Source organism: Reyranella sp. GW821-FHT12G01 (genome assembly GCF_058806575.1).
On the sequence record NZ_JBXAPV010000003.1, the window covers coordinates 127,012 to 149,465 of the forward strand.

The window sequence follows — 22,454 nt, forward strand, 5'->3', positions numbered from 1 at the left end:
ACGGTGGGCGGCCCCCTGCTTTAGGCTTCACGACCAAGTTTTGAGGGGGTCATCGCGTGAAGACAAAGGCAGCCGTCTGTTTCGAAGCCGGCAAGAACCTCGAGATCGAGACCGTCGATCTCGAAGGGCCGAAGTTCGGCGAGGTCCTGGTCGAGATCAAGGCGTCGGGTGTCTGCCACACCGACGAGTTCACGCGCTCCGGCGGCGATCCCGAGGGCCTGTTCCCGGTGATCTTCGGCCATGAAGGCGCGGGCGTCGTGGTCGACGTAGGGCCTGGCATCGTGTCGCTGAAGAAGGGCGACCACGTGATCCCGCTCTACACACCCGAATGCCGGCAGTGCAAATCCTGCCTCTCGGGCAAGACCAACCTCTGCACCTCGATCCGCGCGACGCAGGGCCAGGGCGTGATGCCCGACGGCTCCTCGCGCTTTTCGATCAAGGGCAAGAAGATCCATCACTACATGGGCTGCTCGACCTTCTCGAACTACACGGTGCTGCCTGAGATCGCGCTGGCGAAAATCCGCCCCGACGCGCCGTTCGACAAGGTCTGCTACATCGGCTGCGGCGTGACGACCGGCATCGGCGCCGTGATCAACACCGCCAAGGTCGAACCCGGCGCCAATGTCGTGGTGTTCGGCCTAGGCGGCATCGGCCTCAACGTCCTGCAGGGCGCGCGCATGGTCGGCGCCAACATGATCGTCGGCGTCGATCTCAACCCGGCGCGCGAGGCGCTCGGCCGCAAGTTCGGCATGACGCACTTCGTCAATCCGAAGGATCTCGGCGACAAGGATCTCGTCGCGCATCTGGTCGAGCTGACCGACGGCGGCGCGGATTACAGCTTCGAATGCGTCGGTAGCACCAAACTGATGCGCCAGGCGCTGGAATGCTGCCATCGCGGCTGGGGCAAGTCGGTGATCATAGGCGTCGCCGGCGCCGGCCAGGAGATCGCCACGCGCCCGTTCCAGCTCGTCACCGGCCGCACCTGGATGGGCACCGCCTTCGGCGGCGCCAAAGGCCGCCGCGACGTGCCGAAGATCGTCGACTGGTACATGGACGGCAAGATCGACATCGATTCGCTCATCACCCACACGATGCCGGTCGAGAAGATCAACGACGCGTTCGACCTGATGCACAAGGGCGAGTCGATCCGCAGCGTCGTCACCTTCTAGTCGTCAATTCCTGAAGGAAGCCACGCCATGACCGTGCGAAAGCTGGGCGGAGCCACCATCGAGAAGGTCGAGGAAATCTGCGGCCCGGGCTTCAAGCCCGGCCGCATGTTCCCCAAGTTCGACCAGGAAGCCTTCGACGCCCAGAAGAGCTGGATGGTGCCGGAGCATGTGCAGGACGGCAGCGACCGGCTGATCGGCTCGGTTCATACCTGGATCGTCAAGACGCCCAAGCACACGATCCTGATCGACACCTGTCTTGGCAATCACAAGCAGCGCCACAATGCCGGCTGGAACAATCTCAACACACCGTTCCTCGACCGGCTGAAGGCCTGCGGCTGCGCGCCCGAGTCGGTCGATTTCGTGATGTGCACGCATTTGCACGTCGATCATGTCGGCTGGAACACCAAGCTGGAGAACGGCCGCTGGGTCCCGACTTTTCCCAACGCCAAGTACCTGTTTGCCAAGCGCGAATACGCGCACTGGGAAAGCGAGCGGAAGAGCCAGGGTGAGGGCAAGGTCAACGACGGCTCGTTCGACGATTCGGTCCTGCCGATCGTCGAGGCCGGCAAGGCGGTGATGATCGACAAGGATCACCAACCCGACCCGCTGCTCACCATCAAGGACTATCCCGGCCACACGCCGGGTTCGATCGCCATCAACCTCAAGGATCAGGGAAAGCAGGCCTGCTTCTCGGGCGACATCATGCATCACCCGATCCAGGTTTATCATCCGGACTGGTCGAGCCAGTTCTGCTGGGACCAGGCAATGTCCGCCGTCTCGCGCCGCAAGCTGCTGGAAGACTGCGTCGAGACCAACGCCCTCCTCTGCCCCGCCCACTTCCCCGGCGCCAACGCGGGCTACGTAAAGCCCGAAGGCAACTCCTTCAGGATCGACTGGGACCGCGCATGAAACTCGAACCGCTGCTCGATGGCCTTTCCTTCGGTGAGGGCCCGCGCTGGCGGGACGACCGGCTCTATTTCTCCGACTTCTATGTCCACCAGGTGCGGACCGTCGACGAGAGCGGCAAGGCCGAGACGATCGTCGAGGTGCCGGGCCGTCCCTCGGGCCTGGGCTGGCGGCCCGACGGCACGATGCTGATCGTGAGCATGACCGATCGTCGCCTGATGCGCTTCGCGAACGGCAAGCTCACCGTCGAAGCCGAGCTGAGTTCGATCGCCACCGGCCTGTGCAACGACATGGTGGTCGACGCCAAGGGCCGCGCCTATGTCGGCAATTTCGGTTTCGATCGCCATGCCGGCGAGAAGCCACGCGCCGCGGTGCTGGCCAGGATCGATCCCGACGGCTCCGTCCATGCCGCAGCCGACGAGCTGATGTTCCCCAACGGCACCGTCATCACGCCCGACGGCAAGACCATGATCATCGGCGAGACCTTCGCCAAGCGCCTCACCGCCTTCGACATCGCCGCCGACGGCACCTTGTCCAACCGGCGCGTCTGGGCTGAGACGCCGACCTGCAATCCCGACGGTATCTGCCTCGATGCCGAGGGCGGCATCTGGGTTACCGGCGCCTTCACTCACCAGATGGTCCGCGTGCTCGAAGGCGGCAAGGTCACGCATGCGCTCGACCTCGGCGCGCGCGCGGCCTACGCCTGCATGCTGGGCGGCAAGGACCGTAAAACGCTTTTCGTCGTCACCAACAGCGGCAGCGGGCCTGCCATCGCCGACAAGAAGGACGGTCGCATCGAGACGATGCGCGTCGACGTTCCCGGCGCCGGCCTGCCTTAGGAGAGAATCATGAAGGGTCCAGAAGACGATGCCGGTCTGGCCGGCAAGGTTGCGATCATTTCCGGCGGTGGCGCCGCGGGCGACGGCATTGGTAACGGCCGGGCGGCCGCAATCCTGCTCGCGCGCGCCGGCACCAACGTGCTGGTGGCCGACCGCGACCTGAAGCTGGCGGAACGCACCGTCGAGATGATCAAGGCCGAGGGCGGGCACGCCGCGGCCCATGCCGGCGACATGACGCAGGAAGTCGAGTGCAAGCGGCTGGTCGATGCCGCGGTCGATCGCTGGGGCCGGCTCGACTTCCTCGACAACAATATCGGCATCGGCAGCCGCGGCTCGGTCGTCGACGAGAAACCCGAGGAATATCGCCGCGTGATGCAGGTGAACGTCGAGACGATGTTCCTGCTCTCCAAGCATGCGATCCCGGCGATGATCAAGACGGCCAAGGGCGGCTCGATCGTGAACATCTCCTCGATCTCGGCGCTGCGTCCGCGCGGCCTCACGACCTACACGACCTCGAAGGCCGCCGTGATCGGCCTCAGCCAGGCGATGGCGGTCGACCATGGCAAGGACCATATCCGCGTCAACTGCATCTGCCCCGGCCCGATGTACACGCCGATGGTCAATCGCGGCAACGGCATGAGCGAGGCCAATCGGGCCCAGCGCGCCAACGCCTCGGTGCTCAAGATCGAAGGCACCGGCTGGGACATCGGCCACACCGTGCGCTTCCTGCTGAGCAACCACGCCCGCTACATCACGGGCCAGGTCATCGTCGTCGACGGCGGCGTGACCCTGCAGGGCCCGTCGCGCGATTCGCAAGATCACTGACCAAATCAACCACAGATAAAGGGAGAACTACCAAGATGGCCCGCTTGCCCTACCTCGAGCCCGAACAGGTCGCGCCCGAATATCGCGACATGCTCAAGCGCAACACAAACCTGCACAAGCTGCTGGTCAACTCGCCCGACATGGCGCGGGCCTTCAGCGGGCTGGGCGGCTACATCCGCTTCAAGAGCAAGCTCGACACGCGCCTGCGCGAGCTCGCAATTCTTCAAGTCGGCTGGATGGAGAAGTCGGAATACGAGTTCACCCATCATGTGAAGATCGGCAAGGAGTTCGGCGTCACCGACGAGGACATCCAGGGCCTGATGGCCGAGACCGAGGGCAAGCCCTCCAAGCTCGAGCCGCTGGCCAAGGCGATCCTCAAGGGCGCCCGCGAGATGGTGAAGAACCTCGCCATGTCGGACGCCACCTTCGCCGAGATCAAGAAGGACCTGTCCGACGAGCACATGACCGACCTGGTGCTCACCATCGCCTTCTACTGCGCCGTCGTCCGCGTGCTCGCCACGATGCAGATCGACAACGAGCCTCAGTACAAAGAGGTACTCAAGCAGTACCCGATTCCGGGAGTGAAGTAGCATGCGCCTGAAAGATCGCGTCGCCATCGTCGTCGGCGCCGGCCAGAGCCCCGGCGAAGGCATGGGTAACGGCCGCGCCACTGCGCTCACCTTCGCGCGCGAGGGCGCCAAGGTCCTCTGCGTCGATCACAATCTCGCCTCGGCGCAGGAAACCGTCGAGATGATCGGCGTCAACCAGGGCACGGCGGTCGCCTTCAAGGCCGACGTGACCAAGGAAGCCGAGATCAAGGCGATGGTCGCCGACGCCCACGCCCGCTGGGGCCGGGTCGATATTCTGCACAACAATGTCGGCGTCTCGCTCTCGGGCGGCGACGCGGAGCTCCTCACCATCACCGAGGAAGCCTTCGACCGCTGCGTCGCGATCAACCTCAAGAGCTGCATCTTCGCCGCCCGGCACGTGATCCCGATCATGCGCGAGCAGAAGAGCGGCGCGATCATCAACATCTCGTCGATGGCGGTGATCACCACCTATCCGTACGTGGCTTACAAGGCGACCAAGTCGGCGATGGTGTCCTTCACCGAGCAACTCGCCTACCAGAACGCGCCGTATGGCATCCGTGCCAACGTCATCCTGCCCGGTCTCATGAACACGCCCATGGCCGTCGACACGCGCGCGCGCGAATTCAAGAAGAGCCGCGCCGAGGTCGAGGCCGAGCGCGATGCCAAGGTGCCGCTCGGCAAGAAGATGGGCACCGGCTGGGACGTCGCCAACGCCGCCCTCTTCCTCGCTTCCGACGAGGCGAGCTTCATCACCGGCGTCACCCTGCCGGTCGATGGCGGCGCCAGTGTCCGGCGCGGCTAGGCTGGAGGCACGAACCTTGCGTCCGGCGAGCCCATGAACCGACTCGCCGGCAAGACCGCCCTCATCACCGGTGCCTCCTCGGGCATCGGTCGCGCCATCGCTAAAAGATTCCAGGCGGAAGGGGCGACCCTTCTGCTGATGGACATCACGGAAGCCGTCGTCGAGGGCGGCGAGCCGACGCACAAGATCCTGAACGTGCCCTTCTTCCAGGGCGACGTGTCGAACGAGAAGGACGTCGAGGAGGCCGTGCGCCAGGCCGCCCTGCCGACCGGACGGCTCGACATCGTGGTCAACGATGCCGTCATCCGCTCGGGCAAGAAGCTGACCGACACCAGCCTCGAGGAATGGAACCGGGTGATGGAGGTGAACGTCACCGGCGTCTTCCTGATGTGCCGCGCCGCCGTGCGCCAGATGCTGACGCAGGAGATCCGCAACGAGGCGCGCGGGCGCATCGTCAACATCTCCTCGCAGCACGGCATGATCTCCTCACCTGAGGATTTCTCCTACGGCGTCTCGAAATCGGCGGTGGTCTACATCACCCGCCAGATCGCTTCGGACTACGGCCGTGACAGCATCATCTGCAACGCCGTGGCGCCGGGCAAAATCCTCACCGGCAAGACCGGTCGTGCGATCGAGCCGCGCTGGATCGACTATTCGAACGTCCGCACGCCGCTGCCGCGCCTCGGCCGCTCCGAGGACGTGGCCAACGCCGCCCTCTTCCTCGCCTCCGACGAGGCGACGTTCATCACCGGCGAGAATTTGATGGTCGACGGCGGCTGGATGGCGAACTGACCGGCAGCAGCCCGGCCAGCACCTGCAGGAAGGCGCGCACGAGACGCGCATTCTGCCGCTCCCTGAGATGCACGACATGGGCGTAGGTGAAGATTTCGGCATCCGTGATCGGCAGCGGCTTGATGCGCGGATCGGGGATGAACTCCGCCTCCGACACCACACCCATGCCGATCCCCTTGGCCACCGCCTCGCGGATCGATTCGCGGCTGCCGATCTCCATCACGACCTTGGGCCGCACGTCGGCCTCGCGCATCGCCTGGTCGAAGGCACGACGGGTCGTCGATCCGGCTTCACGCACGACGAGGCGCTGACCTTCCATGTCGCGTGCGCGAATGCTGCGGCGTTGCGCGAAAGGATGGTCGATGGGGCAGAAGGCGATCACGCGGTGGCGGCGATAGGGAATGGCGACCAGCCGCGGATCGGGATCGACATGGGCCAGCACCGCCACGTCAGTCCGGTAATCCAGCAGGTCGCGCAGCGTGTCGCGTGAATTGCCGACGGTGACCGAAACGTAGAGCCCGGGATGGCGCGCGTTGAAGGCCGCCAGCATGTCGGTCACGTGATAGGGCCCGACGGCGCCGACGCGCAGGTGGCCGGTTTTCAGGCCGCGCGTCTCGTTGAGATAGTCGGCCGCTTCCTTCTCGTCGGCGAACAGGCGGCGCGTGATATCCAAAAGGCCGCCGCCGGTTTCGGTGAGTTCGATGCGCCGGCCGCGGCGCACGAACAGCTCGACGCCGAATTCCTGCTCCAGCGACTTCACTTGCGTGGTGATGGTGGGCTGGCTGACGCCCAGTTCGCGCGCGGCAGAGGTGAAGCTCAGCCGTTGCGCCACCGCATGGAAGGAGCGGAGCTGCGTGTGCCTCATATTGATTTTCTCAATGCCAATTCGAGAATGTTTGAATTGGTTAAATGTGAGAGCCGGCCGGAAGATTGTCAAAAGGCCGACAAGGCCTGAGCCGTAAAAGCCATGGGAGTGAAGCGCGGATGTGGCGTTACCGTAATCCGGTCGACGTGAAGTTCGGCGCCGGCGTCTTCGAGACGCTGGGCAAGGTTCTGGCCGGCCGCGCCTATTGCCTCGTGACCTACGACGACGCCAACGGCGGCGGCGTCTTCGCCGACCTCACGCGCCGCGTCGTGGCCCAGGCGGGCGCTCCTGCCGTCACGGTCAGCAACATCGGCCCCAATCCCGACTTCGTCGGCCTCACTGAATCGTGCCGCACCTATGCCGCCGCGACGCGGCCCGTCGAGGCGATCGTGGCGCTGGGCGGCGGCTCGGTGATGGATGCCGCCAAGGTGCTGGCCGCCGCCAAGGGCAACTTCGATACGGTGCGGCATCACCTGCAGACCGGCAAGGACGGCGACTCTCTCGGCCACACGCCGATCATCGCCATCCCCACCACGGCCGGCACCGGCAGCGAAGTCACGTCCTGGGCGACAGTCTGGGACACCGGCGCGATGAAGAAGTATTCGCTGGCGCGCGAGACGCTCTATCCCGAAGCCGCGCTCGTCGATCCGTTGCTGACGCTCGGCCTGCCGCGCGCCGTCACGATCAGCACCGGCCTCGATGCGCTGAGCCACGCGCTGGAGAGCATCTGGAACGTCAACGCCAACCCGGTCTCGAGCTCGCTCGCCGAGGTCGCCGCGCGCGAGGTTTTGGACGCCCTGCCGCTCCTCGCGGATGACCTCAAAAGCGAGGCGCTGCGCACGCGGCTGGCGCGCGCCAGCCTGTTCGCGGGGCTGGCTTTCTCCAACACGCGCACCGCGCTTGCCCATTCGCTATCCTATCACCTGACCCTGCATCACGGCGTGCCGCACGGCATCGCCTGCTCGTTCAGCCTGCCGATGGTGATGCGCGCGGTGGCCGGCTGCAACGCCGCCTGCGACGCCTCGCTGCGCCGCATCTTCGGCAACGACCTGATGGCGGGCGCCGCGCGCCTCGAAACCTTCCTGAAGAAACTCGGCATCTCGCCCGATGCCACCGACCACGGCATCGCCGCCCGCGATTGGGCGCGTCTGGTCGACGACGCGCTGGCGGGCGATCGCGGCCGCAACTTCATCGGACGCCGGGAGGCGCTGTTGGCCGAAATGGCCGCTTAGACGTCAAAGCAAGAAACCACGGAGGAAACAAAAATGACCAGGATGACGCGTCGCGATTTCGGGTTTTTAACCGCCGGCTCGCTGCTGGCGGGCGGCACCCTCGCGCGGCTCACGCCCAGGCCCCGCAGGTCCTCAAAGTGGGCCTCATCCCCTCCGAGGATTCACGGGCGATGCTCGCGCAGAGCAAGGACATTCTCGACGCGGTCGAGAAGAACTCCGGCATGAAGGTCCAGGGCTTCGTCGCCACCGACTACAACGGCGTCATCGAGGCCCTGCGCGCCAAGCATCTCGACATCGCCTATCTCGGGCCGTTCTCCTACGTGCTGGCCACCACCGTGACGCCGGTCGAGGCCTTCGCCATCGCCGAGACCGCCAAGGCCGGCCGCACCTACTATCACTCCAAGATCATCGCCCTGAAATCGAGCGGCATCAAAACGCTCGACGATCTCAAGGGCAAGAACTTCGCCTTCGTCGATCCCGCCTCGACCTCAGGCTATGCCTTCCCGCTCGCGGGCCTGCTCAAGGCCGGCATCGAACCCAAGCGCGACTTCAAGACCGTGATCTTCACCGGCGCGCACGATGCCAACGCACTGGCCGTCGCCAACGGCAAGGTCGATGCCGCGACCATCGCCGACCGCATCCTCGACGCCGCCATCGCCAAGGGCCACATCAAGGCCGACCAGATCCAGACCGTGTGGGAATCGCCGCCGATCCCGGAATCGCCGATGGTGTGGCGCAAGGACCTCTCGCCCGAGACGAAGGCCAAGGTGAAGGCCGCGTTCCTGTCGATCAAGGATCTCAACTGGTCCGACCAGGGCAAGCTGAACGGCTTCAAGGAAACCAACGACCAAGCCTACGACATCGTGCGCGAGACCGCGAAGCTCGCGAACATCGACCTGAAGAAGCAGAAGTAGCCGCCCGCCCAGAGGGAGATCGAGCCATGATCGAAATCCGCGGCCTCGCCAAATCCTATGGCGACCACCAGGCGCTGTGCGACGTCAACCTTTCGATCCGGCCCGGCGAGTTCGTCGTCGTGCTGGGACCGTCTGGCGCCGGCAAGTCGACGCTTCTGCGCTGCATCAACCGGCTGATCGAACCGACCGCCGGCGACATCGTGGTCGACGGCACGTCGCTGTCGTCCAACCGCCGCGACCTGCGCCTGCTCCGGCGCAACGTCGCAATGATCTTCCAGCAGCACAATCTGGTGAAGCGCCTCAGCGTGCTGAAGAACGTGCTGGTCGGTCGCATGGCCGACCTCTCGCCGATCCTCAGCAGCCTGCAGCTCTTTCCCGAAGCCGACGTGAAGATCGCGATGCACTGCCTCGAGCAGGTCGCCATGTCCCACAAGGCCCGCAATCGCGCCGACGCGCTGTCGGGCGGTGAGCAGCAGCGGGTCGGCATCGCCCGTGCGCTGGCCCAGCAGCCCAAGTTCATGCTGGCCGACGAGCCGGTGGCAAGTCTCGATCCCAAGACCTCGCGCATCGTGCTCAACTACCTGAAGAAGAGCTGCAAGGAATCCAACATCGCGGTCCTCTGCAATCTCCATCAGATCGACTATGCGCTGGAATTCGCCGAACGTGTGGTGGGCTTGTCGGCCGGCCGCGTCGTCTATGACGGTCCGCCGGCGGGCGTGAGCGGCGACGTGATCCGCAGCATCTATCCCGGCCTCGACGATCCCAACGTGCTCGACGCCGCCCAGCGCCTCACCGAACGCCGTCGTGCCGCGGCGGAAGCCGAGATCGCACTCGCCGCCACTGCTGCCTCTGCCCCCACCGTCGAAGAGAGGGCTTAAAAAATGTCCCTGCAATTCGTCGTCAACAAGCCACGCGGTCCGCTCGGCTGGTGGATCATGGTCCCGATCCTGGGCGCCACGGTCGCCGCGCTCTGGTGGTCGGCCGTCGGCACCAATCTCAGCGTCACCGGCTTCATCGACGGGCTGCCGTGGATCGGCGACTTCATCGGCCGCATGCTGCCGCCGAACTTTACCTTCATGCAGAAGCTGGTGAAGCCGGCGATCGAGACGGTACAGATCGCGCTGTGGGGCACCCTGCTCGGCATCGTGCTGGCCCTGCCGGTCTGCTTCTTCGCGGCGCGAAACCTGTCGCCCTATGCCTGGGTGTTCCACGGGCTGCGCCAGGTGTTGAACGTGATGCGCGGCATCAACGAGATCATCCTGGCGCTGATCTTCGTCGCCGCTGTCGGCCTCGGCCCGTTCGCCGGCGTGCTGGCCATCGCGCTGCACGGCGCAGGCATGCTGGGCAAGTTCTTCGCCGAGGCGATCGAGGAGATCGACGAGGGCCCGCTCGACGCTCTGCGGGCCGCCGGTGCGGGCACCTTGCAGCGAATCGTCTTTGGCGTATTGCCGCAGGTCCTGCCCGCCTGGATCGGCGTGGTGCTCTATCGCTTCGAAACCAACATCCGCGTCTCGACGGTGCTGGGCATGGTCGGCGCCGGTGGAATCGGCTTCGAGCTCATCAGTTCAATGAAGCTGTTCGCCTACGAGGACACGGCCGCCTGCGTGATCGTGATCCTGATCCTCGTGCTTGCCGCCGACCTCATGTCATCGAAGCTGCGTGCCATGATCCGGTAGCCTGATCCGCTAGTCGGACCCGCCCTCTCGACGCAGAAAACGCTCCGCGTCATCCTCTCTGCAACGGGGTATGGGAGGAGTAGAGTTTATGCGTCTATCGGTCGGAATTCTCGGTGCCATCGCGGCGCTCGGCCTGTCGGCTGCGCCGGCGCTCGCACAGAAGAGCGGCGGCACACTGAAGATGTACTTCGCGGACAATCCGCCGAGCACCTCGATCCACGAAGAGGCGACGACATCGACCGTCGTGCCCTTCATGAGCCTCTACAACAACCTCGTCGTTTTCGATCAGCAAGTTCCGCAGAACAGTCTGGAATCGATCCGGCCGGACCTCGCCGAGAGCTGGGCGTGGAGCGAGGATGGCAAGAAGCTGACCTTCAAGCTGGTCGGCAATGCCAAGTGGCATGACGGCAAGCCTTTCACGTCGGCCGACGTGAAATGCACCTGGGACATGCTCACCGGCAAGAGCGAGACCCACAAGCTACGCAAGAATCCGCGCATTTCCTGGTACTGGAACCTCCAGGAAGTCACGACCAACGGCGACCGCGAGGTCACCTTCCATCTCGGCCAGCCGCAGCCTTCGCTGCTCATCCTGCTCGCCTCGGGCTACAGCCCCGTCTACTCCTGCCATGTGCCGACGGCGCAGATGCGCACCAAGCCGATCGGCACCGGCCCCTTCAAGCTTGCCGAGTTCAAGCAGAAGGAAATCATCAAGCTCACGCGCAACACCGACTACTTCAAGAAGGGTAAGCCCTATCTCGACGCGATCGAGATGCCGATCGTGCCGGCGCGCGGCACGGCGCTGCTGGGCTTCGTCTCGGGCCGCTACGACATGACGCCGCCCTATGCCGTCACCATCCCGCTGCTGAAGGACATCAAGGCCCAGGCGGCCAATGCGGTCTGCGAAGTCGCGCCGATGAACAACAGCACCAACCTGATCGTGAACAGCGATGCCGCGCCATTCAACAATGCCGACATCCGCCGCGCGATGCTGCTCACCATCGACCGCAAGTCGTTCATCGACATCCTGGCCCAGGGTGCCGGCGAAGCCGGCGGCGTCATGGAACCGGCGCCCGGCGGCGTCTGGGGCATGCCGAAGGAGATGTTCGATCAGGTGAAGGGCTACGGGCCCGACGTCGCGAAGAACCGCGCCGAAGCCCAGGCGCTCATGAAGAAGAACGGCTACGGGCCCGACAACAAGCTGAAGCTCAAGGTCGCGACGCGTAACCACCTTCTCTATCGCGACCCGGCGGTGATCCTGATCGACCAGCTGAAGGAGATTTACATCGACGGCGAGCTCGACCTGGTCGACACCGCCCTGTGGTTCGCCAAGGTCGCGCGCAAGGATTACTCGGTCGGCCTCAACACGACCGGCAACGGCGTCGACGATCCCGACCAGACCTACTTCGAACACTACGCTTGCAAGTCCGAGCGCAACTATGTCGGCTACTGCAATCCGGAGATCGAGAAGCTCTTCCCGATCCAGTCGGCCGAGCGTGACATCGAGAAGCGCAAGAAGATGGTCTGGGAGATCGACAAGCAGATCCTCGAAGAGGGGTTCCGCCCGATCATCATGTGGAATGCCTCGGGAACCTGCTGGGCACCCTACGTGAAGGGTTATAAGCCGATGGTGAACAGCCTCTACAACGGCTCGCGCTTCGAGGACATCTGGCTCGACAAGTAGCCCGATGAAGAAAGGCCGGGCCGCCAGGAGGCAGCCCGGCGCCAGAACCTGCTTTTAGCCGCGTTCCCGGGGCCCTCTCGACGGAGGGCCCCTGTCGCGTCATCCTCCCTGCAACAAGTCAAGGGAGGAAAAAACAATGCGTTTAAGTGTTGGATTTCTTGGCGTGATAGCGACGCTAGGCCTGTCGATGGCGCCGGCGCTCGCACAGAAGAGCGGCGGCACGCTCAAACTGTACTTCGCGGACAACCCGCCCAGCACCTCGATCCACGAGGAAGCCACGACCTCGACCGTCGTGCCCTTCATGGGCCTCTACAACAATCTCGTCGTCTTCGATCAGCAGATCCCGCAGAACAGCCTCGACACGATCCGCCCGGATCTCGCGGAGAGCTGGGCGTGGAGCGAGGACGGCAAGAAACTCACCTTCAAGCTGGTCGGGAACGCCAAGTGGCACGACGGCAAGCACTTCACCTCGGCCGACGTGAAGTGCACCTGGGACATGCTCACCGGCAAGAGCGAGACCCAGAAGCTGCGCAAGAACCCACGCTCCTCCTGGTACTGGAATCTCCAGGACGTGACGACGAACGGCGACCGCGAGGTGACTTTCCATCTCGGCCAGCCGCAGCCCTCGCTCCTGGTGCTGCTCGCCTCGGGCTACAGTCCTGTTTATGCCTGCCACGTGCCGACGGCGCAGATGCGCACCAAGCCGATCGGCACCGGCCCCTTCAAGCTCGGCGAGTTCAAGCAGAAGGAGATCGTGAAGCTCGTCCGCAACACGGACTACTTCAAGAAGGGCAAACCCTATCTCGACGCAATCGAGATGCCGATCGTGCCGGCGCGCGGCACGGCCATGCTGGGCTTCGTCTCGGGCCGATATGACATGACGGCGCCCTACGCCGTCACGATCCCGCTGCTGAAGGACATCAAGGCCCAGGCATCGACCGCGATCTGCGAGACGGCGTCGATGAACAACAGCACCAACCTGATCGTGAACAGCGACGCACCACCGTTCAACGACGCCGACATCCGGCGCGCGATGCTGCTGACCATCGACCGCAAGTCGTTCATCGACATCATCAACCAGGGCCAGGCCGATGCCGGCGGCGTCATGGAGCCCGGGCCGAGCGGCGTCTGGGGCATGCCCAAGGCGATGCTCGACCAGGTGAAGGGCTACGGACCGGACGTCGCGAAGAACCGCGCCGAGGCGCAGGCGATCATGAAGGCGAAGGGCTACGGCCCCGACAACAGACTGAAGCTCAAGGTCGCGACACGCAACCACCTGCTCTATCGCGATCCAGCGGTGATCCTGATCGACCAGCTGAAGGAGATCTACATCGAGGGCGAGCTCGATCTGGTCGACACCGCTTTGTGGTTCAACAAGGTCGCCCGCAAGGACTATTCGGTCGGCCTCAACACCACCGGCAATGGTGTCGACGATCCCGACCAGACCTACTTCGAGCACTATGCTTGCAAGTCGGAGCGCAACTATGTCGGCTACTGCAATCCCGAGATCGAGAAGCTCTTCCCGATCCAGTCGGCCGAACGCGACCTCGAGAAGCGCAAGAAGCTCGTCTGGGAGATCGACAAGCAGATCCTCGAGGAGGGCTTCCGCCCCATCATCATGTGGAATGCCGCGGCAAGCTGCTGGCACCCCTACGTGAAGGGTTTCCGCCCGATGGTGAACAGCCTCTACAACGGCTCACGCTTCGAGGACGTCTGGCTCGACAAGTAAGCCGAAAGCACTGATGCCGGGCCGCTACGAGCGGCCCGGTACCGTGACCTGCCGGTAGCCGCGCTGTTGCATGCACGGCTTCTCGAATTCGTCGGGATCCATGTTCTCGACGATATCGCCGCCCATCGCGCCCCAACGGCGCAACTGATAATCCTGGCAGGCCTTGGTATCGGCCTGGACCTGCTGGGGCGTCGCGCCCGCCTTCTCGTAGCTGACGCTCTGGCAGGCGCCGAGCGTTCCAAGCGCCACCGCCATCGCCGCAATCGAACCGAGCTTCATGGCCGGTCTCCTTCGTTGAGAGAGTTGGGCCCTCCCCGCCAATGTGATGCCGACTGACACAAGTTCAAGCACGGTAGTACTGTCGGGAGACAACCAGATCCGGCCATGAGCCGGACGCCGCATTCCAGGGAGAAGCCGACTATGATCTCGCCACGACAGGTTCTTTCGCGCCGGCAGGCCCTGGCCGGCTCGCTGCTTCTCTCGCTGCCCCTCCTGGCCTCCGCACCTGCACGCGCCGCCGACTGGCCGGAGCGGCCGATCCGCATGATCATCCCGTTCGCGGCCGGCGCCGGCGCCGACACGGTGGGACGCACCTTCGGCGAGGAACTGGCCAAGGCGCTGGGCCAACCCGTCGTGATCGACAACAAGGGCGGCGCCGGCGGGCTTTTGGGCACCGCGGAAGGCGCCCGCGCACCGGCCGATGGCTACACGCTGCTGCTCACGTCCCAGGGCGCGACCGTGTTCAACATGGGGCTCTACAAGGCGCCGGGCTACGATCCGCTGAAGGATCTCATCCCGGTTTCAACCACCGGCATCCTAACCAACGTGATGGTCGTCTCGACCGCCAACCCGGCCAACACCGTCGCCGACGTGATCGCCCAGGCGCGCGCCAAGCCGGGCGAGCTCACCTATGGATCGAGCGGCGTCGGCAGCAGCCTCCATATGTCGGGCGTGATCACGGAGCAGCGCACCGGCGTGAAGTTGCAGCACGTTCCGTATCGCGGCGCACCGGCCGCCGTCCTCGCCGTGGTCAACGGCGAGGTGACGATGGGCTTCTTCAACGCGCCGACCGTGGTCGGCCAGATCAAGGCCGGCAAGCTGAAGGCGCTAGCCGTCACCACCAAGGACCGTTCGGTGATCATGCCCGAAGTGCCGACCATGATGGAGGCCGGCCTGCCCGACTTCGTCGTCGCCACATGGCTGGGCTTCGCAGTGCCGACCGGCACGCCCGCGCCCATCGTCGCCCGCCTCAACGCCGAGATCGGCCGCATCGCCCAGATGCCGCAGGTGAAGGAGAAGCTTTTAGTCCAGGGTTTCGAGGTGCTGCCGCCCGACACGCCAGCCCAGGCCCGCAAGCTGATCGCCGACGATCAGGCGCTGTGGCTGCCGATCATCAAGCAATCCGGCGCGACGGCGGAATAAGCGCCCTTTCCCAGGACGACAGGAGTTCCCAACTAATCCGCGGCGGCGAACTTGGTGCGCGGCGCCCCCGCGATCTCCTGGATCAGCTTCTTGGTCATGGCGCGGCCGAAGGCGCCGTGGTTTTCGGCGACGATGGTGAAGGCGCCCTGACCGCCGATCACATTGTCCTGAAAATATTTCTCGAGGCCGCCGGGGGGATTGGTGTGCTCGGGACGGAACGCTTCCTCGAGCGGCGTCAGGATCACCAGCGCATTGATCGTGATGTTCTTGGCGACCGCATCGTCGCGCGCGTCGGTCACGAGGCGGCCGGCGATGTTGTTGCCGTCGCCCGACACGTCGATCACCCGACGGTCCGAGACGAACGGCGCGCGCTCGAGCTGCCCCACCGCGAAGTCGATGGCGGCGCTGATCGAGGTGCTGCCGGCAAAGGAGCGCGGTGTCTCGATCAGCTTGTCGCCGAAATTGCGCGCCGAAGCGCCGTCGCCGATCACCATCCAGTCGATCACGACGTTCTGCATGTTGGCCGACGCCCATTCGACGAAGCAGATGGCGATGCGGCGGTTCGGCCCCGAGGTGATCGCCCGGACCACGTCGGGATGCGTGATGGCGGCGGCGGCGCCTTCGCGCTGAAGCCGGAACTTGGGCTCGGTCACGCTGCGCGAGACGTCGGCGGCCAGCACCAACAGCATGTCGACCGGCTCGGCCGCTCGCGAAGACGGCGAGACGGACACCAGGATCAGGCTCAGCAGCGCTACCATCATCTTCATCGCACGGAACTCCGAACACTGTGGGCCGAAAACGGCGTTGAGCGCCCTTCAGTATAGGACGCGCGCGCGGTCCTGCGATCGGCTTGCGGGCCGGGCTACGAATTTCTCCGGAACCGCACCGCGGAGGAAAGTCCTTCCGCCAAAGGGGGTTAGGACGCGACAAATATGCTATTGCGAATTACTCGCAGATATGGCTTTTCATGCTGCACTGCACTATATCCATCCGTCCCGGCGCCTGTGGCCGGCCGTTGCGTAGGAGTGTCAGCGTGAGCGCGTTGAGAAACGAGACCGTTCTGTCGGTGCATCACTGGACCGACGAGTTGTTCAGCTTCCGGACCACCCGCGACAAGGGTTTCCGCTTCGCCAGTGGCCAGTTCACCATGATCGGCCTGAAGGTCGAGGGTAAGCCGGTACTCCGCGCCTACTCGATCGCCAGCCCGCATTATGTCGACGAGCTGGAGTTCTTTTCCATCAAGGTCGCCGACGGCAAGCTCACCTCGCACCTCAAGAACCTGGTGCCGGGCGATCCCGTGCTGGTCGGCGCCAAGGCCGTCGGCACGCTGCTGCTCGACAGCCTCACCCCGGGCCGCAACCTCTACCTGCTGGGCACCGGCACCGGCCTCGCGCCGTTCCTGTCGCTGGTGCGCGACCCCGACGTTTACGAGCGCTTCGAGAAGGTCATCCTGGTCCATGGCTGTCGCCATGTCCGCGACCTCGCCTACCGCTCGACCCTGGCCGACGAGCTGCCGGCCGACGAGATTCTGGGCGACATGGTGCGCGACAAGCTCGTCTACTATCCGACCGTGACCCGCGAGCCGTTCAAGTATCGCGGCCGCATTTCGCACCTGATCGAGAACGGTACCCTGGCCAAGGATGTGGGCCTGCCGCCGATGTCGCGCGAGAACGACCGGTTCATGCTGTGTGGCAGCGTCCAGATGCTGGCCGACATCAAGTCCCTTCTGGAAGGCATGGGCCTGACCGAGGGCAGCACGACGACACCGGGCGAGTTCGTCGTCGAAAAAGCCTTCGTCGAGTAGGTTCCGCTTCGCGAGGTTCTGCAAGTAGCGTGTGACGGTCGCTGGCGGCTAGGATGCCGGCGATCGAAACGCCTGCGATCAGGCTCGCGAAGAGGACCAAAGTGACATTACCGCTCGAGGGAGTTCGCGTCATTGAAGTGGGCCAGGCGCTGGCCGGTCCGCTGGCCGGCGTGCTGCTGGCCGACATGGGCGCCGACGTCATCAAGATCGAGAAGCCCGACGGCGGTGACGATGCCCGCATCTGGGGCCCTCCGTTCGGACCCGACGGCAAGACCTCGCTCTACTTCTACTCGCAGAACCGCAACAAGCGCTCGGTCGTGCTCGACCTCAAGCTCGCGGAAGACGTCGACAAGCTGCACAAGCTTTGCGAGACCGCCGACATCCTGATCCAGAACCTGCGGCCGGGTGTGGTCGACGAGGTCGGTATCGGGCCCGAGACCATGCTCGCGCGCCATCCGCGCCTGATCTACTGCTCGATCTGGGCCTTCGGCTACCAGGGCCCGCTGCGCATGAAGCCGGCCTTCGATCCGCTGCTGCAGGCCTATGGCGGCATGATGAGCGTGACCGGCCGGCCGGAGGACCCGCCGACCTTCTGCGGCGCCTCGATCAACGACAAGGCGACCGGCATGTTCTGCACCATCGGCGCGCTCGCGGCGCTCAGGCTGCGCGACAAGACCGGCAAGGGTTGCCTGGTCGATACCTCGCTGTTCGACTCGGCCGTGCACTGGGTCGAGGGCCAGGTGAACGGCTATCTCGCCAACGGCACGGTTTCCAAGCGCCACGGCACCGGCAGCCCGGTGATCGTCCCCTACCAGACCTTCGACACGGCCGACCATCCGATTTGCCTGGCGCCCGGCAACGACCGGCTGTGGGCACGCTGCGCCAAGGTGCTCGGCCACGACGAATGGGCGACCGATCCGAAGTTCGCCAAGAGCGCCCAGCGCGTGGCCCACAAGGCCGAGCTGCTGCCGATGATCGCCGAGGCGCTCAAGGCCCGGCCGCGTGCCGAATGGCTGGAAGCGATGGAGAAAGCCGGTGTGCCCTGCGCCGCCGTGAACGACATCGGCGAGCTGGCGCGCACCGAACAGATGGAAGCCTCGAAGCTTATCCAACAGCTGCCCGGTGGGCCGAAGGTGGTCGGGCTGCCGATCGCGTTCGACCATGTGAGACCGCATTCCCCGCGCTCCGCGCCGACGCTCGGTGAACATACCGACGAAGTGCTGGGAAGCCTGCCGAAGTGACGGCCCCCGCCCCGTCTCCCGCCCTTCTCGCCCCGTGGCGCATCGGCGTCGACGTGGGCGGGACCTTCACCGACATGGTGCTGCGCGACGCCGCCGGCGCCGTGCGCATCTTCAAGTCGCCGTCCGTCCCGGCCGATCCCAGTGAGGGCGTACTGGGCGTGCTGCGGCTGGCGGCCCAGCAGCTCGACCTCACGCTGACGGCGCTGCTGCGCGACTGCGCGCTGTTCGTCCATGGCTCGACCGTGGCAACCAACACGATCCTCGAGAAGAAGGGCGCCAAGGTCGGCATGCTGACGACCGAGGGCTTCCGCGATTCGCTCGAGATCCGCCGCGGCATTCGCGAGAACCAGTGGGACCATCGCTCGCCCTTCCCGCAGGTGCTGGTGCCGCGCTACCTGCGCCTGCCGGTGCGGGGCCGCATCGACGCCGACGGGACTGAACTGACAGCCGTGAAGTCCGAGGACGTGGACGCCGCCGCAAAAATCTTCGCCGAGGAAGGCGTCGAATCGGTCGCGGTCTGCCTGTTCAATTCCTTCCTCGACGGCGCACATGAACGCAGCGTCGGCGGCCAGCTCGCCAAGGCGTGGAACGGCAAGTGGGTCTCGCTGTCGAGCGAGGTCATGCCGACCATGGGCGAATACGAACGCGGCTCAACCGCCGTCGTGAACGCCTATGTCGCGCCCAAGGTGACGAGCTACCTGCGCGCGCTCGACGAGCAGCTGCGCCAGTTCGGCCTGCCGCGCTCGTTGTTGCTCCTGCAGAGCAATGGTGGCGCCGTGTCGGTCGACCAGGTCGCGGCACGGCCGGTGATGCTGGTCCTGTCCGGTCCGGCCGCCGGCGTCGGTGCGCTGAAGGGCTGCGCGGCGCCGGGCGAGAAAGCCAACCTCATCTCGATGGAGATCGGCGGCACGAGTTGCGACGTGATGGTGATGGCGCGCGGCGACGTGCCGGTCACCGACGAACTCACAATCGACGGCTATCACCTCACGACGCCGTCGGTGGAGATCCACACGGTCGGCGCCGGCGGCGGCACGGTCGCCTGGGTCGACGATGCCGGCCTCCTCCATGCCGGCCCGCAAGGCGCTGGCGCGCGCCCCGGTCCCGCGGCCTATGGGCTGGGCGGCGAGAACCCGACCGTCACCGATGCGCAACTCGTGCTGGGCCGCCTGCGCCCCGGCCCGCTGGCCGGCGGTGCCGTCACGCTCGACGCGGACCTCGCGCACAAGGCCATCGAGACCAAGCTGGCCAAGCCGCTCGGCCTCTCGGTCGAGGATGCCGCGGCCGGCGTCATCCGCCTGCTCGAGCAGAACCTGCTGCATGCCGTCGAGCGGCTCAGCATCGAACGCGGCCACAATCCCGCGACCTTCACCCTGGTCGCCGCGGGCGGCGCTGGGCCGATGCACGGCAGCAACGTCGCGCGCGCGCTGGGCAGCCGCCGCGCGCTGCTGCCGCGTGCGGCCGGCGCCTTCTGCGCCATGGGCATGCTGCAGTCCGACGTGCGCCAGGACTACCTGCAGGTCTTCCTGGCCGACCTCGACAAGGTCGAGGCCTCGGCCCTCGAAGCAGGCTTCGCCCAGCTCGAGACGCGCGCCCGCGAGGCGCTGGCCCGCGACGGGTTCGGCGCCGATGAGGTCGCGATCGAGCGCCAGCTCGACCTGCGCTACGATGGCCAGCAATGGCCGGTGCGCGCGCCACTTTCCGCGTCGGGCTTCGATGCCGCCGCAGCGCGCACCGCTTTCGAGACCGAGCATCAGCGCCTGTTCGGCCATATCCAGCCCGGCGGCCGCATCGACATCACCGCGCTGCGCGTCGTGGCACGCGGCCGTCTCGACTGGACACCGCCCGCGTCGCGCTCGCCCCAGACCGACACGCCTCGCCCGCGCGAGACACGCAAGGTCTGGATCGATCCGGCGACGGGCTGGCGCGACGTCCCGATCTACGACGGCGCCGACCTGCGGCCCGGCTGTCGCCTCGACGGCCCATTGCTGGTCGAGGAGCGCACGACGACCGCCTTCGTCGGCCCCAACGACGTGCTCGAAGTCGACGAGCGCGACGACTTCCTCGTGCATGTCGGCGCCAATGCCGCGTAGCCCACACCCACACCACCTCATCCTGAGGAGCGCGCCGCAGGCGTGCGTCTCGAAGGATGGGCCGCAGGCAATGTGCTCGTGCCGACCCTTCGAGACGGCCGCTGCGCGGCCTCCTCAGGGTGAGGCGTTCTATTGGAGGATCAGCCGATGAACCTCGATCCCGTCACGCTCGCGCTGGTGCAGAACCGGCTCGATCACATCTCGCATCAGATGGGCTGGGTGATGACGCGCACCGCGCGCTCGCCGATCTTCAGCCAGAGCCACGACTTCTCCTGCTTCATCGCCGATGCGCGCGGCACCTTGATCAGCCAGGCCGACGGCATCCCGATCCATACTGGCGGCGGTGGCTTCGCGGTGCGCGCCATCCTGCGCGACTTCAAGGACGCCATCGCGCCCGAGGACGTGTTCCTGCTGAACGATCCCTACACGGCGGGCGGCAATCACCTGCCCGACTGGGTGATCACGCGGCCGGTGTTCGTCGGCGGCAAGCTGGTCGCCTTCGCCTGCAACCGCGCGCACCAGGCCGATATCGGCGGCGGCGTGGCTGGCACCTACAACGCGGCTGCCACCGAAATTTTCCACGAAGGCATCCGCCTGCCCGTTCTGAAGCTGATCGAAGCCGGCAAGGTGCGCGACGACCTGTGGCGCCTGCTGATGTTGAACACGCGCCTGCCCGATGCGCTCGACGGCGACTTGCGCGCGATGATCGGCTCGACGCGCATCGGCGCGGAGCGACTGGCATTGCTGGTCGAGGAGCTGGGCGTCGATCGCGCCGACGAATTCTTCGAGGGCGTGCTCGATCACGCCGACCGCCGCTTCCAGACCTGCATCGACCGCCTCGCCGAAGGTGTCTGGAAGGGCGAGGAGCCGGTCGACAACGATTGCTTCGAGCCGATCGACGCGAAGATCGCCGTCGCCATCACGGTGAAGGACCGCAAGCTGGTCGTCGACTTCGCCGGCACCTCGCCGCAGGTGCGCGGCTTCAAGAACAGCTCGATCGCCAACTCGACCTCGGCGGTGTTCATGTCGCTCGCGTCGTTCTTCGAGCCCGACCTGCCGAAGAACGAAGGCGCCTTCCGCAGCGTCGAGATCCGCCTGCCCGAGGGCACGCTGGTGAACGCGCGCATGCCCGCACCGATGACCATGAACACCGTGTTCGTGGCGCACGAGATCATCCACGCGATGTGGAAGGCACTGGCACAGGCGCTGCCGGAGCGCGCCTCGGCCGGCTGGTCGAAGGCGGTGCACGCCGTCACCGCCGGCCTGCGCGAAGATGGCGGTCGCTATGTCATGTACCAGTGGGCCGGTGCGCCCGCGGGCGGCGGCGTCGAGGGCCGGGACGGCTTCCACCTGATCGGCCATCTCATCACGCTCGGTGGGCTTACGCTGCCCAACCTCGAAACCTACGAGCAGCTCTACCCGGCGCGCTTCCACCGCCAGGAATTGCGCCAGGACACCGCCGGCCCCGGCCGTTTCCGTGGCGGCGCCGGCTGCGACTACGAAGTCGAGATCTTCACCCCGGCCGACTACGCCTTCCGCGGCGAAGGCGCCGGCGCCCCGTCGAGCTTCGGCGTTGCGGGCGGCCGGGCCGGTGCGGGCGGCGAGGTGAGCCTTACCCTGACCAGCGGCAAGCGCATCCAGGCGCCGAAGTACGGCGTCGAGCGTCATGGCATGGGCACCTATCGCGCACTGTCGCCGGGCGGCGGCGGCTACGGCGATCCGAGGACTCGCGATCCCGAGCGGGTGCTGCGCGACGTGCGTGACGGGATCGTCAGCGTCGAAAGCGCCCGGAAGGATTATGCCGTGGCGATAACTTCGGACGGCCGCGGCATCGATCGCGCGCACACGGATAAATTGCGATCCGCCCTGCCCTGAAA

21 protein-coding genes are annotated in these 22,454 nt (G+C 65.7%); 18 read left to right on the forward strand and 3 right to left on the reverse strand.

Annotated elements, in window-relative coordinates:
• Positions 1–56: 56 nt before the first annotated feature.
• From AC1RP5_RS25660 to AC1RP5_RS25690, 7 genes are read left to right on the forward strand one after another with little or no spacing between them, the layout of a single operon-like run.
• The gene (locus AC1RP5_RS25660; protein WP_216955902.1) at positions 57–1,169 is read left to right on the forward strand and encodes an S-(hydroxymethyl)glutathione dehydrogenase/class III alcohol dehydrogenase; all 1,113 of its coding nucleotides are present in this window, start codon (positions 57–59) and stop codon (positions 1,167–1,169) included.
• Between the two features lie 27 nt (positions 1,170–1,196).
• Positions 1,197–2,078 (forward strand): MBL fold metallo-hydrolase, encoded by an 882-nt coding sequence (locus AC1RP5_RS25665; protein WP_493115486.1) that lies wholly within the window; start codon positions 1,197–1,199, stop codon positions 2,076–2,078.
• Positions 2,075–2,914 carry an SMP-30/gluconolactonase/LRE family protein gene (locus AC1RP5_RS25670; RefSeq protein ID WP_493115487.1) on the forward strand — a complete coding sequence of 280 codons (840 nt, stop codon included), beginning with the start codon at positions 2,075–2,077 and terminating at the stop codon, positions 2,912–2,914. Before AC1RP5_RS25665 ends, AC1RP5_RS25670 begins: the two co-directional genes overlap by 4 nt.
• Before the next feature lie 9 nt (positions 2,915–2,923).
• Positions 2,924–3,739, forward strand: a complete 816-nt coding sequence (locus AC1RP5_RS25675) for an SDR family NAD(P)-dependent oxidoreductase (RefSeq protein WP_493115488.1) — start codon at positions 2,924–2,926, stop codon at positions 3,737–3,739.
• A 35-nt stretch (positions 3,740–3,774) separates the two neighbouring features.
• Positions 3,775–4,329 carry a carboxymuconolactone decarboxylase family protein gene (locus AC1RP5_RS25680; protein ID WP_493115490.1) on the forward strand — a complete coding sequence of 185 codons (555 nt, stop codon included), beginning with the start codon at positions 3,775–3,777 and terminating at the stop codon, positions 4,327–4,329.
• 1 nt (position 4,330) lies between these two features.
• Positions 4,331–5,131, forward strand: a complete 801-nt coding sequence (locus AC1RP5_RS25685) for an SDR family NAD(P)-dependent oxidoreductase (RefSeq protein ID WP_493115492.1) — start codon at positions 4,331–4,333, stop codon at positions 5,129–5,131.
• Positions 5,132–5,164: 33 nt separating this feature from the next.
• The gene (locus AC1RP5_RS25690; RefSeq protein ID WP_493115493.1) at positions 5,165–5,923 is read left to right on the forward strand and encodes an SDR family NAD(P)-dependent oxidoreductase; all 759 of its coding nucleotides are present in this window, start codon (positions 5,165–5,167) and stop codon (positions 5,921–5,923) included.
• Here the strand turns inward: AC1RP5_RS25690 and AC1RP5_RS25695 are convergent.
• Positions 5,877–6,788 carry a LysR substrate-binding domain-containing protein gene (locus tag AC1RP5_RS25695; protein WP_493115494.1) on the reverse strand — a complete coding sequence of 304 codons (912 nt, stop codon included), beginning with the start codon at positions 6,786–6,788 and terminating at the stop codon, positions 5,877–5,879. The two genes, AC1RP5_RS25690 and AC1RP5_RS25695, sit on opposite strands and share 47 nt — an antisense overlap.
• Positions 6,789–6,907: 119 nt before the next feature.
• On the opposite strand from AC1RP5_RS25695, the gene psrA reads away from it, so the two are divergent.
• The 6 genes from psrA (at position 6,908) to AC1RP5_RS25725 (ending at position 14,020) form a co-directional block, all read left to right on the forward strand.
• On the forward strand, positions 6,908–8,020 hold the full coding sequence (gene psrA, locus AC1RP5_RS25700; RefSeq protein WP_493115496.1) for an iron-containing alcohol dehydrogenase PsrA: 1,113 nt from the start codon (positions 6,908–6,910) through the stop codon (positions 8,018–8,020).
• Positions 7,927–8,934, forward strand: coding sequence for a phosphonate ABC transporter substrate-binding protein (phnD, locus tag AC1RP5_RS25705; RefSeq protein WP_493115498.1), 1,008 nt, complete (start codon positions 7,927–7,929; stop codon positions 8,932–8,934). Before psrA ends, phnD begins: the two co-directional genes overlap by 94 nt.
• A 26-nt stretch (positions 8,935–8,960) precedes the next feature.
• Positions 8,961–9,812: a phosphonate ABC transporter ATP-binding protein gene (gene phnC / locus AC1RP5_RS25710; protein WP_493115499.1), complete on the forward strand. Its 852-nt coding sequence runs from the start codon at positions 8,961–8,963 to the stop codon at positions 9,810–9,812.
• A gap of 3 nt (positions 9,813–9,815) precedes the next feature.
• Positions 9,816–10,610 carry a phosphonate ABC transporter, permease protein PhnE gene (gene phnE, locus AC1RP5_RS25715; RefSeq protein ID WP_493115501.1) on the forward strand — a complete coding sequence of 265 codons (795 nt, stop codon included), beginning with the start codon at positions 9,816–9,818 and terminating at the stop codon, positions 10,608–10,610.
• Positions 10,611–10,698: 88 nt separating this feature from the next.
• A complete protein-coding gene (locus AC1RP5_RS25720; protein ID WP_493115503.1) occupies positions 10,699–12,291 on the forward strand; it encodes an ABC transporter substrate-binding protein in 1,593 nt (530 codons plus the stop codon).
• Between the two features lie 136 nt (positions 12,292–12,427).
• Complete coding sequence (locus AC1RP5_RS25725) at positions 12,428–14,020, forward strand: ABC transporter substrate-binding protein (RefSeq protein ID WP_493115505.1); 1,593 nt, start codon at positions 12,428–12,430, stop codon at positions 14,018–14,020.
• Between the two features lie 24 nt (positions 14,021–14,044).
• Here the strand turns inward: AC1RP5_RS25725 and AC1RP5_RS25730 are convergent, their stop codons facing one another.
• Positions 14,045–14,299, reverse strand: a complete 255-nt coding sequence (locus AC1RP5_RS25730) for a hypothetical protein (protein WP_493115507.1) — start codon at positions 14,297–14,299, stop codon at positions 14,045–14,047.
• A 141-nt stretch (positions 14,300–14,440) separates the two neighbouring features.
• Here AC1RP5_RS25730 and AC1RP5_RS25735 point away from each other — a divergent pair, with 141 nt between their 5' ends.
• Positions 14,441–15,442 carry a Bug family tripartite tricarboxylate transporter substrate binding protein gene (locus AC1RP5_RS25735; protein ID WP_493115509.1) on the forward strand — a complete coding sequence of 334 codons (1,002 nt, stop codon included), beginning with the start codon at positions 14,441–14,443 and terminating at the stop codon, positions 15,440–15,442.
• 32 nt (positions 15,443–15,474) lie between these two features.
• Here AC1RP5_RS25735 and AC1RP5_RS25740 read toward each other — a convergent pair whose 3' ends face one another.
• Positions 15,475–16,209: a DUF1194 domain-containing protein gene (locus AC1RP5_RS25740; protein WP_493115511.1), complete on the reverse strand. Its 735-nt coding sequence runs from the start codon at positions 16,207–16,209 to the stop codon at positions 15,475–15,477.
• A 266-nt stretch (positions 16,210–16,475) separates the two neighbouring features.
• On the opposite strand from AC1RP5_RS25740, the gene AC1RP5_RS25745 reads away from it, so the two are divergent.
• The 4 genes from AC1RP5_RS25745 (at position 16,476) to AC1RP5_RS25760 (ending at position 22,452) form a co-directional block, all read left to right on the forward strand.
• Positions 16,476–17,246, forward strand: coding sequence for a ferredoxin--NADP reductase (locus AC1RP5_RS25745; protein ID WP_493115513.1), 771 nt, complete (start codon positions 16,476–16,478; stop codon positions 17,244–17,246).
• A gap of 101 nt (positions 17,247–17,347) precedes the next feature.
• On the forward strand, positions 17,348–18,487 hold the full coding sequence (locus AC1RP5_RS25750) for a CaiB/BaiF CoA transferase family protein (RefSeq protein ID WP_493115514.1): 1,140 nt from the start codon (positions 17,348–17,350) through the stop codon (positions 18,485–18,487).
• Positions 18,484–20,577 (forward strand): hydantoinase/oxoprolinase family protein, encoded by a 2,094-nt coding sequence (locus tag AC1RP5_RS25755; RefSeq protein ID WP_493115516.1) that lies wholly within the window; start codon positions 18,484–18,486, stop codon positions 20,575–20,577. Before AC1RP5_RS25750 ends, AC1RP5_RS25755 begins: the two co-directional genes overlap by 4 nt.
• Positions 20,578–20,724: 147 nt before the next feature.
• Entirely contained in the window at positions 20,725–22,452 is a 1,728-nt protein-coding gene (locus AC1RP5_RS25760) for a hydantoinase B/oxoprolinase family protein (RefSeq protein WP_493115518.1), read from the forward strand.
• Positions 22,453–22,454: the final 2 nt, after the last annotated feature.

What these genes read in the sequence shown, in the direction of transcription:
- AC1RP5_RS25665 (WP_493115486.1), top strand. Translation starts at nt 1,197, where the DNA reads ATGACCGTGCGAAAGCTGGGCGGAGCCACCATCGAGAAGGTCGAGGAA.
- AC1RP5_RS25670 (WP_493115487.1), top strand. Translation starts at nt 2,075, where the DNA reads ATGAAACTCGAACCGCTGCTCGATGGCCTTTCCTTCGGTGAGGGCCCG.
- AC1RP5_RS25675 (WP_493115488.1), top strand. Translation starts at nt 2,924, where the DNA reads ATGAAGGGTCCAGAAGACGATGCCGGTCTGGCCGGCAAGGTTGCGATC.
- AC1RP5_RS25680 (WP_493115490.1), top strand. Translation starts at nt 3,775, where the DNA reads ATGGCCCGCTTGCCCTACCTCGAGCCCGAACAGGTCGCGCCCGAATAT.
- AC1RP5_RS25685 (WP_493115492.1), top strand. Translation starts at nt 4,331, where the DNA reads ATGCGCCTGAAAGATCGCGTCGCCATCGTCGTCGGCGCCGGCCAGAGC.
- AC1RP5_RS25690 (WP_493115493.1), top strand. Translation starts at nt 5,165, where the DNA reads ATGAACCGACTCGCCGGCAAGACCGCCCTCATCACCGGTGCCTCCTCG.
- AC1RP5_RS25695 (WP_493115494.1), bottom strand. Translation starts at nt 6,788, where the DNA reads ATGAGGCACACGCAGCTCCGCTCCTTCCATGCGGTGGCGCAACGGCTG.
- psrA (WP_493115496.1), top strand. Translation starts at nt 6,908, where the DNA reads ATGTGGCGTTACCGTAATCCGGTCGACGTGAAGTTCGGCGCCGGCGTC.
- phnC (WP_493115499.1), top strand. Translation starts at nt 8,961, where the DNA reads ATGATCGAAATCCGCGGCCTCGCCAAATCCTATGGCGACCACCAGGCG.
- phnE (WP_493115501.1), top strand. Translation starts at nt 9,816, where the DNA reads ATGTCCCTGCAATTCGTCGTCAACAAGCCACGCGGTCCGCTCGGCTGG.
- AC1RP5_RS25720 (WP_493115503.1), top strand. Translation starts at nt 10,699, where the DNA reads ATGCGTCTATCGGTCGGAATTCTCGGTGCCATCGCGGCGCTCGGCCTG.
- AC1RP5_RS25725 (WP_493115505.1), top strand. Translation starts at nt 12,428, where the DNA reads ATGCGTTTAAGTGTTGGATTTCTTGGCGTGATAGCGACGCTAGGCCTG.
- AC1RP5_RS25730 (WP_493115507.1), bottom strand. Translation starts at nt 14,299, where the DNA reads ATGAAGCTCGGTTCGATTGCGGCGATGGCGGTGGCGCTTGGAACGCTC.
- AC1RP5_RS25735 (WP_493115509.1), top strand. Translation starts at nt 14,441, where the DNA reads ATGATCTCGCCACGACAGGTTCTTTCGCGCCGGCAGGCCCTGGCCGGC.
- AC1RP5_RS25740 (WP_493115511.1), bottom strand. Translation starts at nt 16,209, where the DNA reads ATGAAGATGATGGTAGCGCTGCTGAGCCTGATCCTGGTGTCCGTCTCG.
- AC1RP5_RS25760 (WP_493115518.1), top strand. Translation starts at nt 20,725, where the DNA reads ATGAACCTCGATCCCGTCACGCTCGCGCTGGTGCAGAACCGGCTCGAT.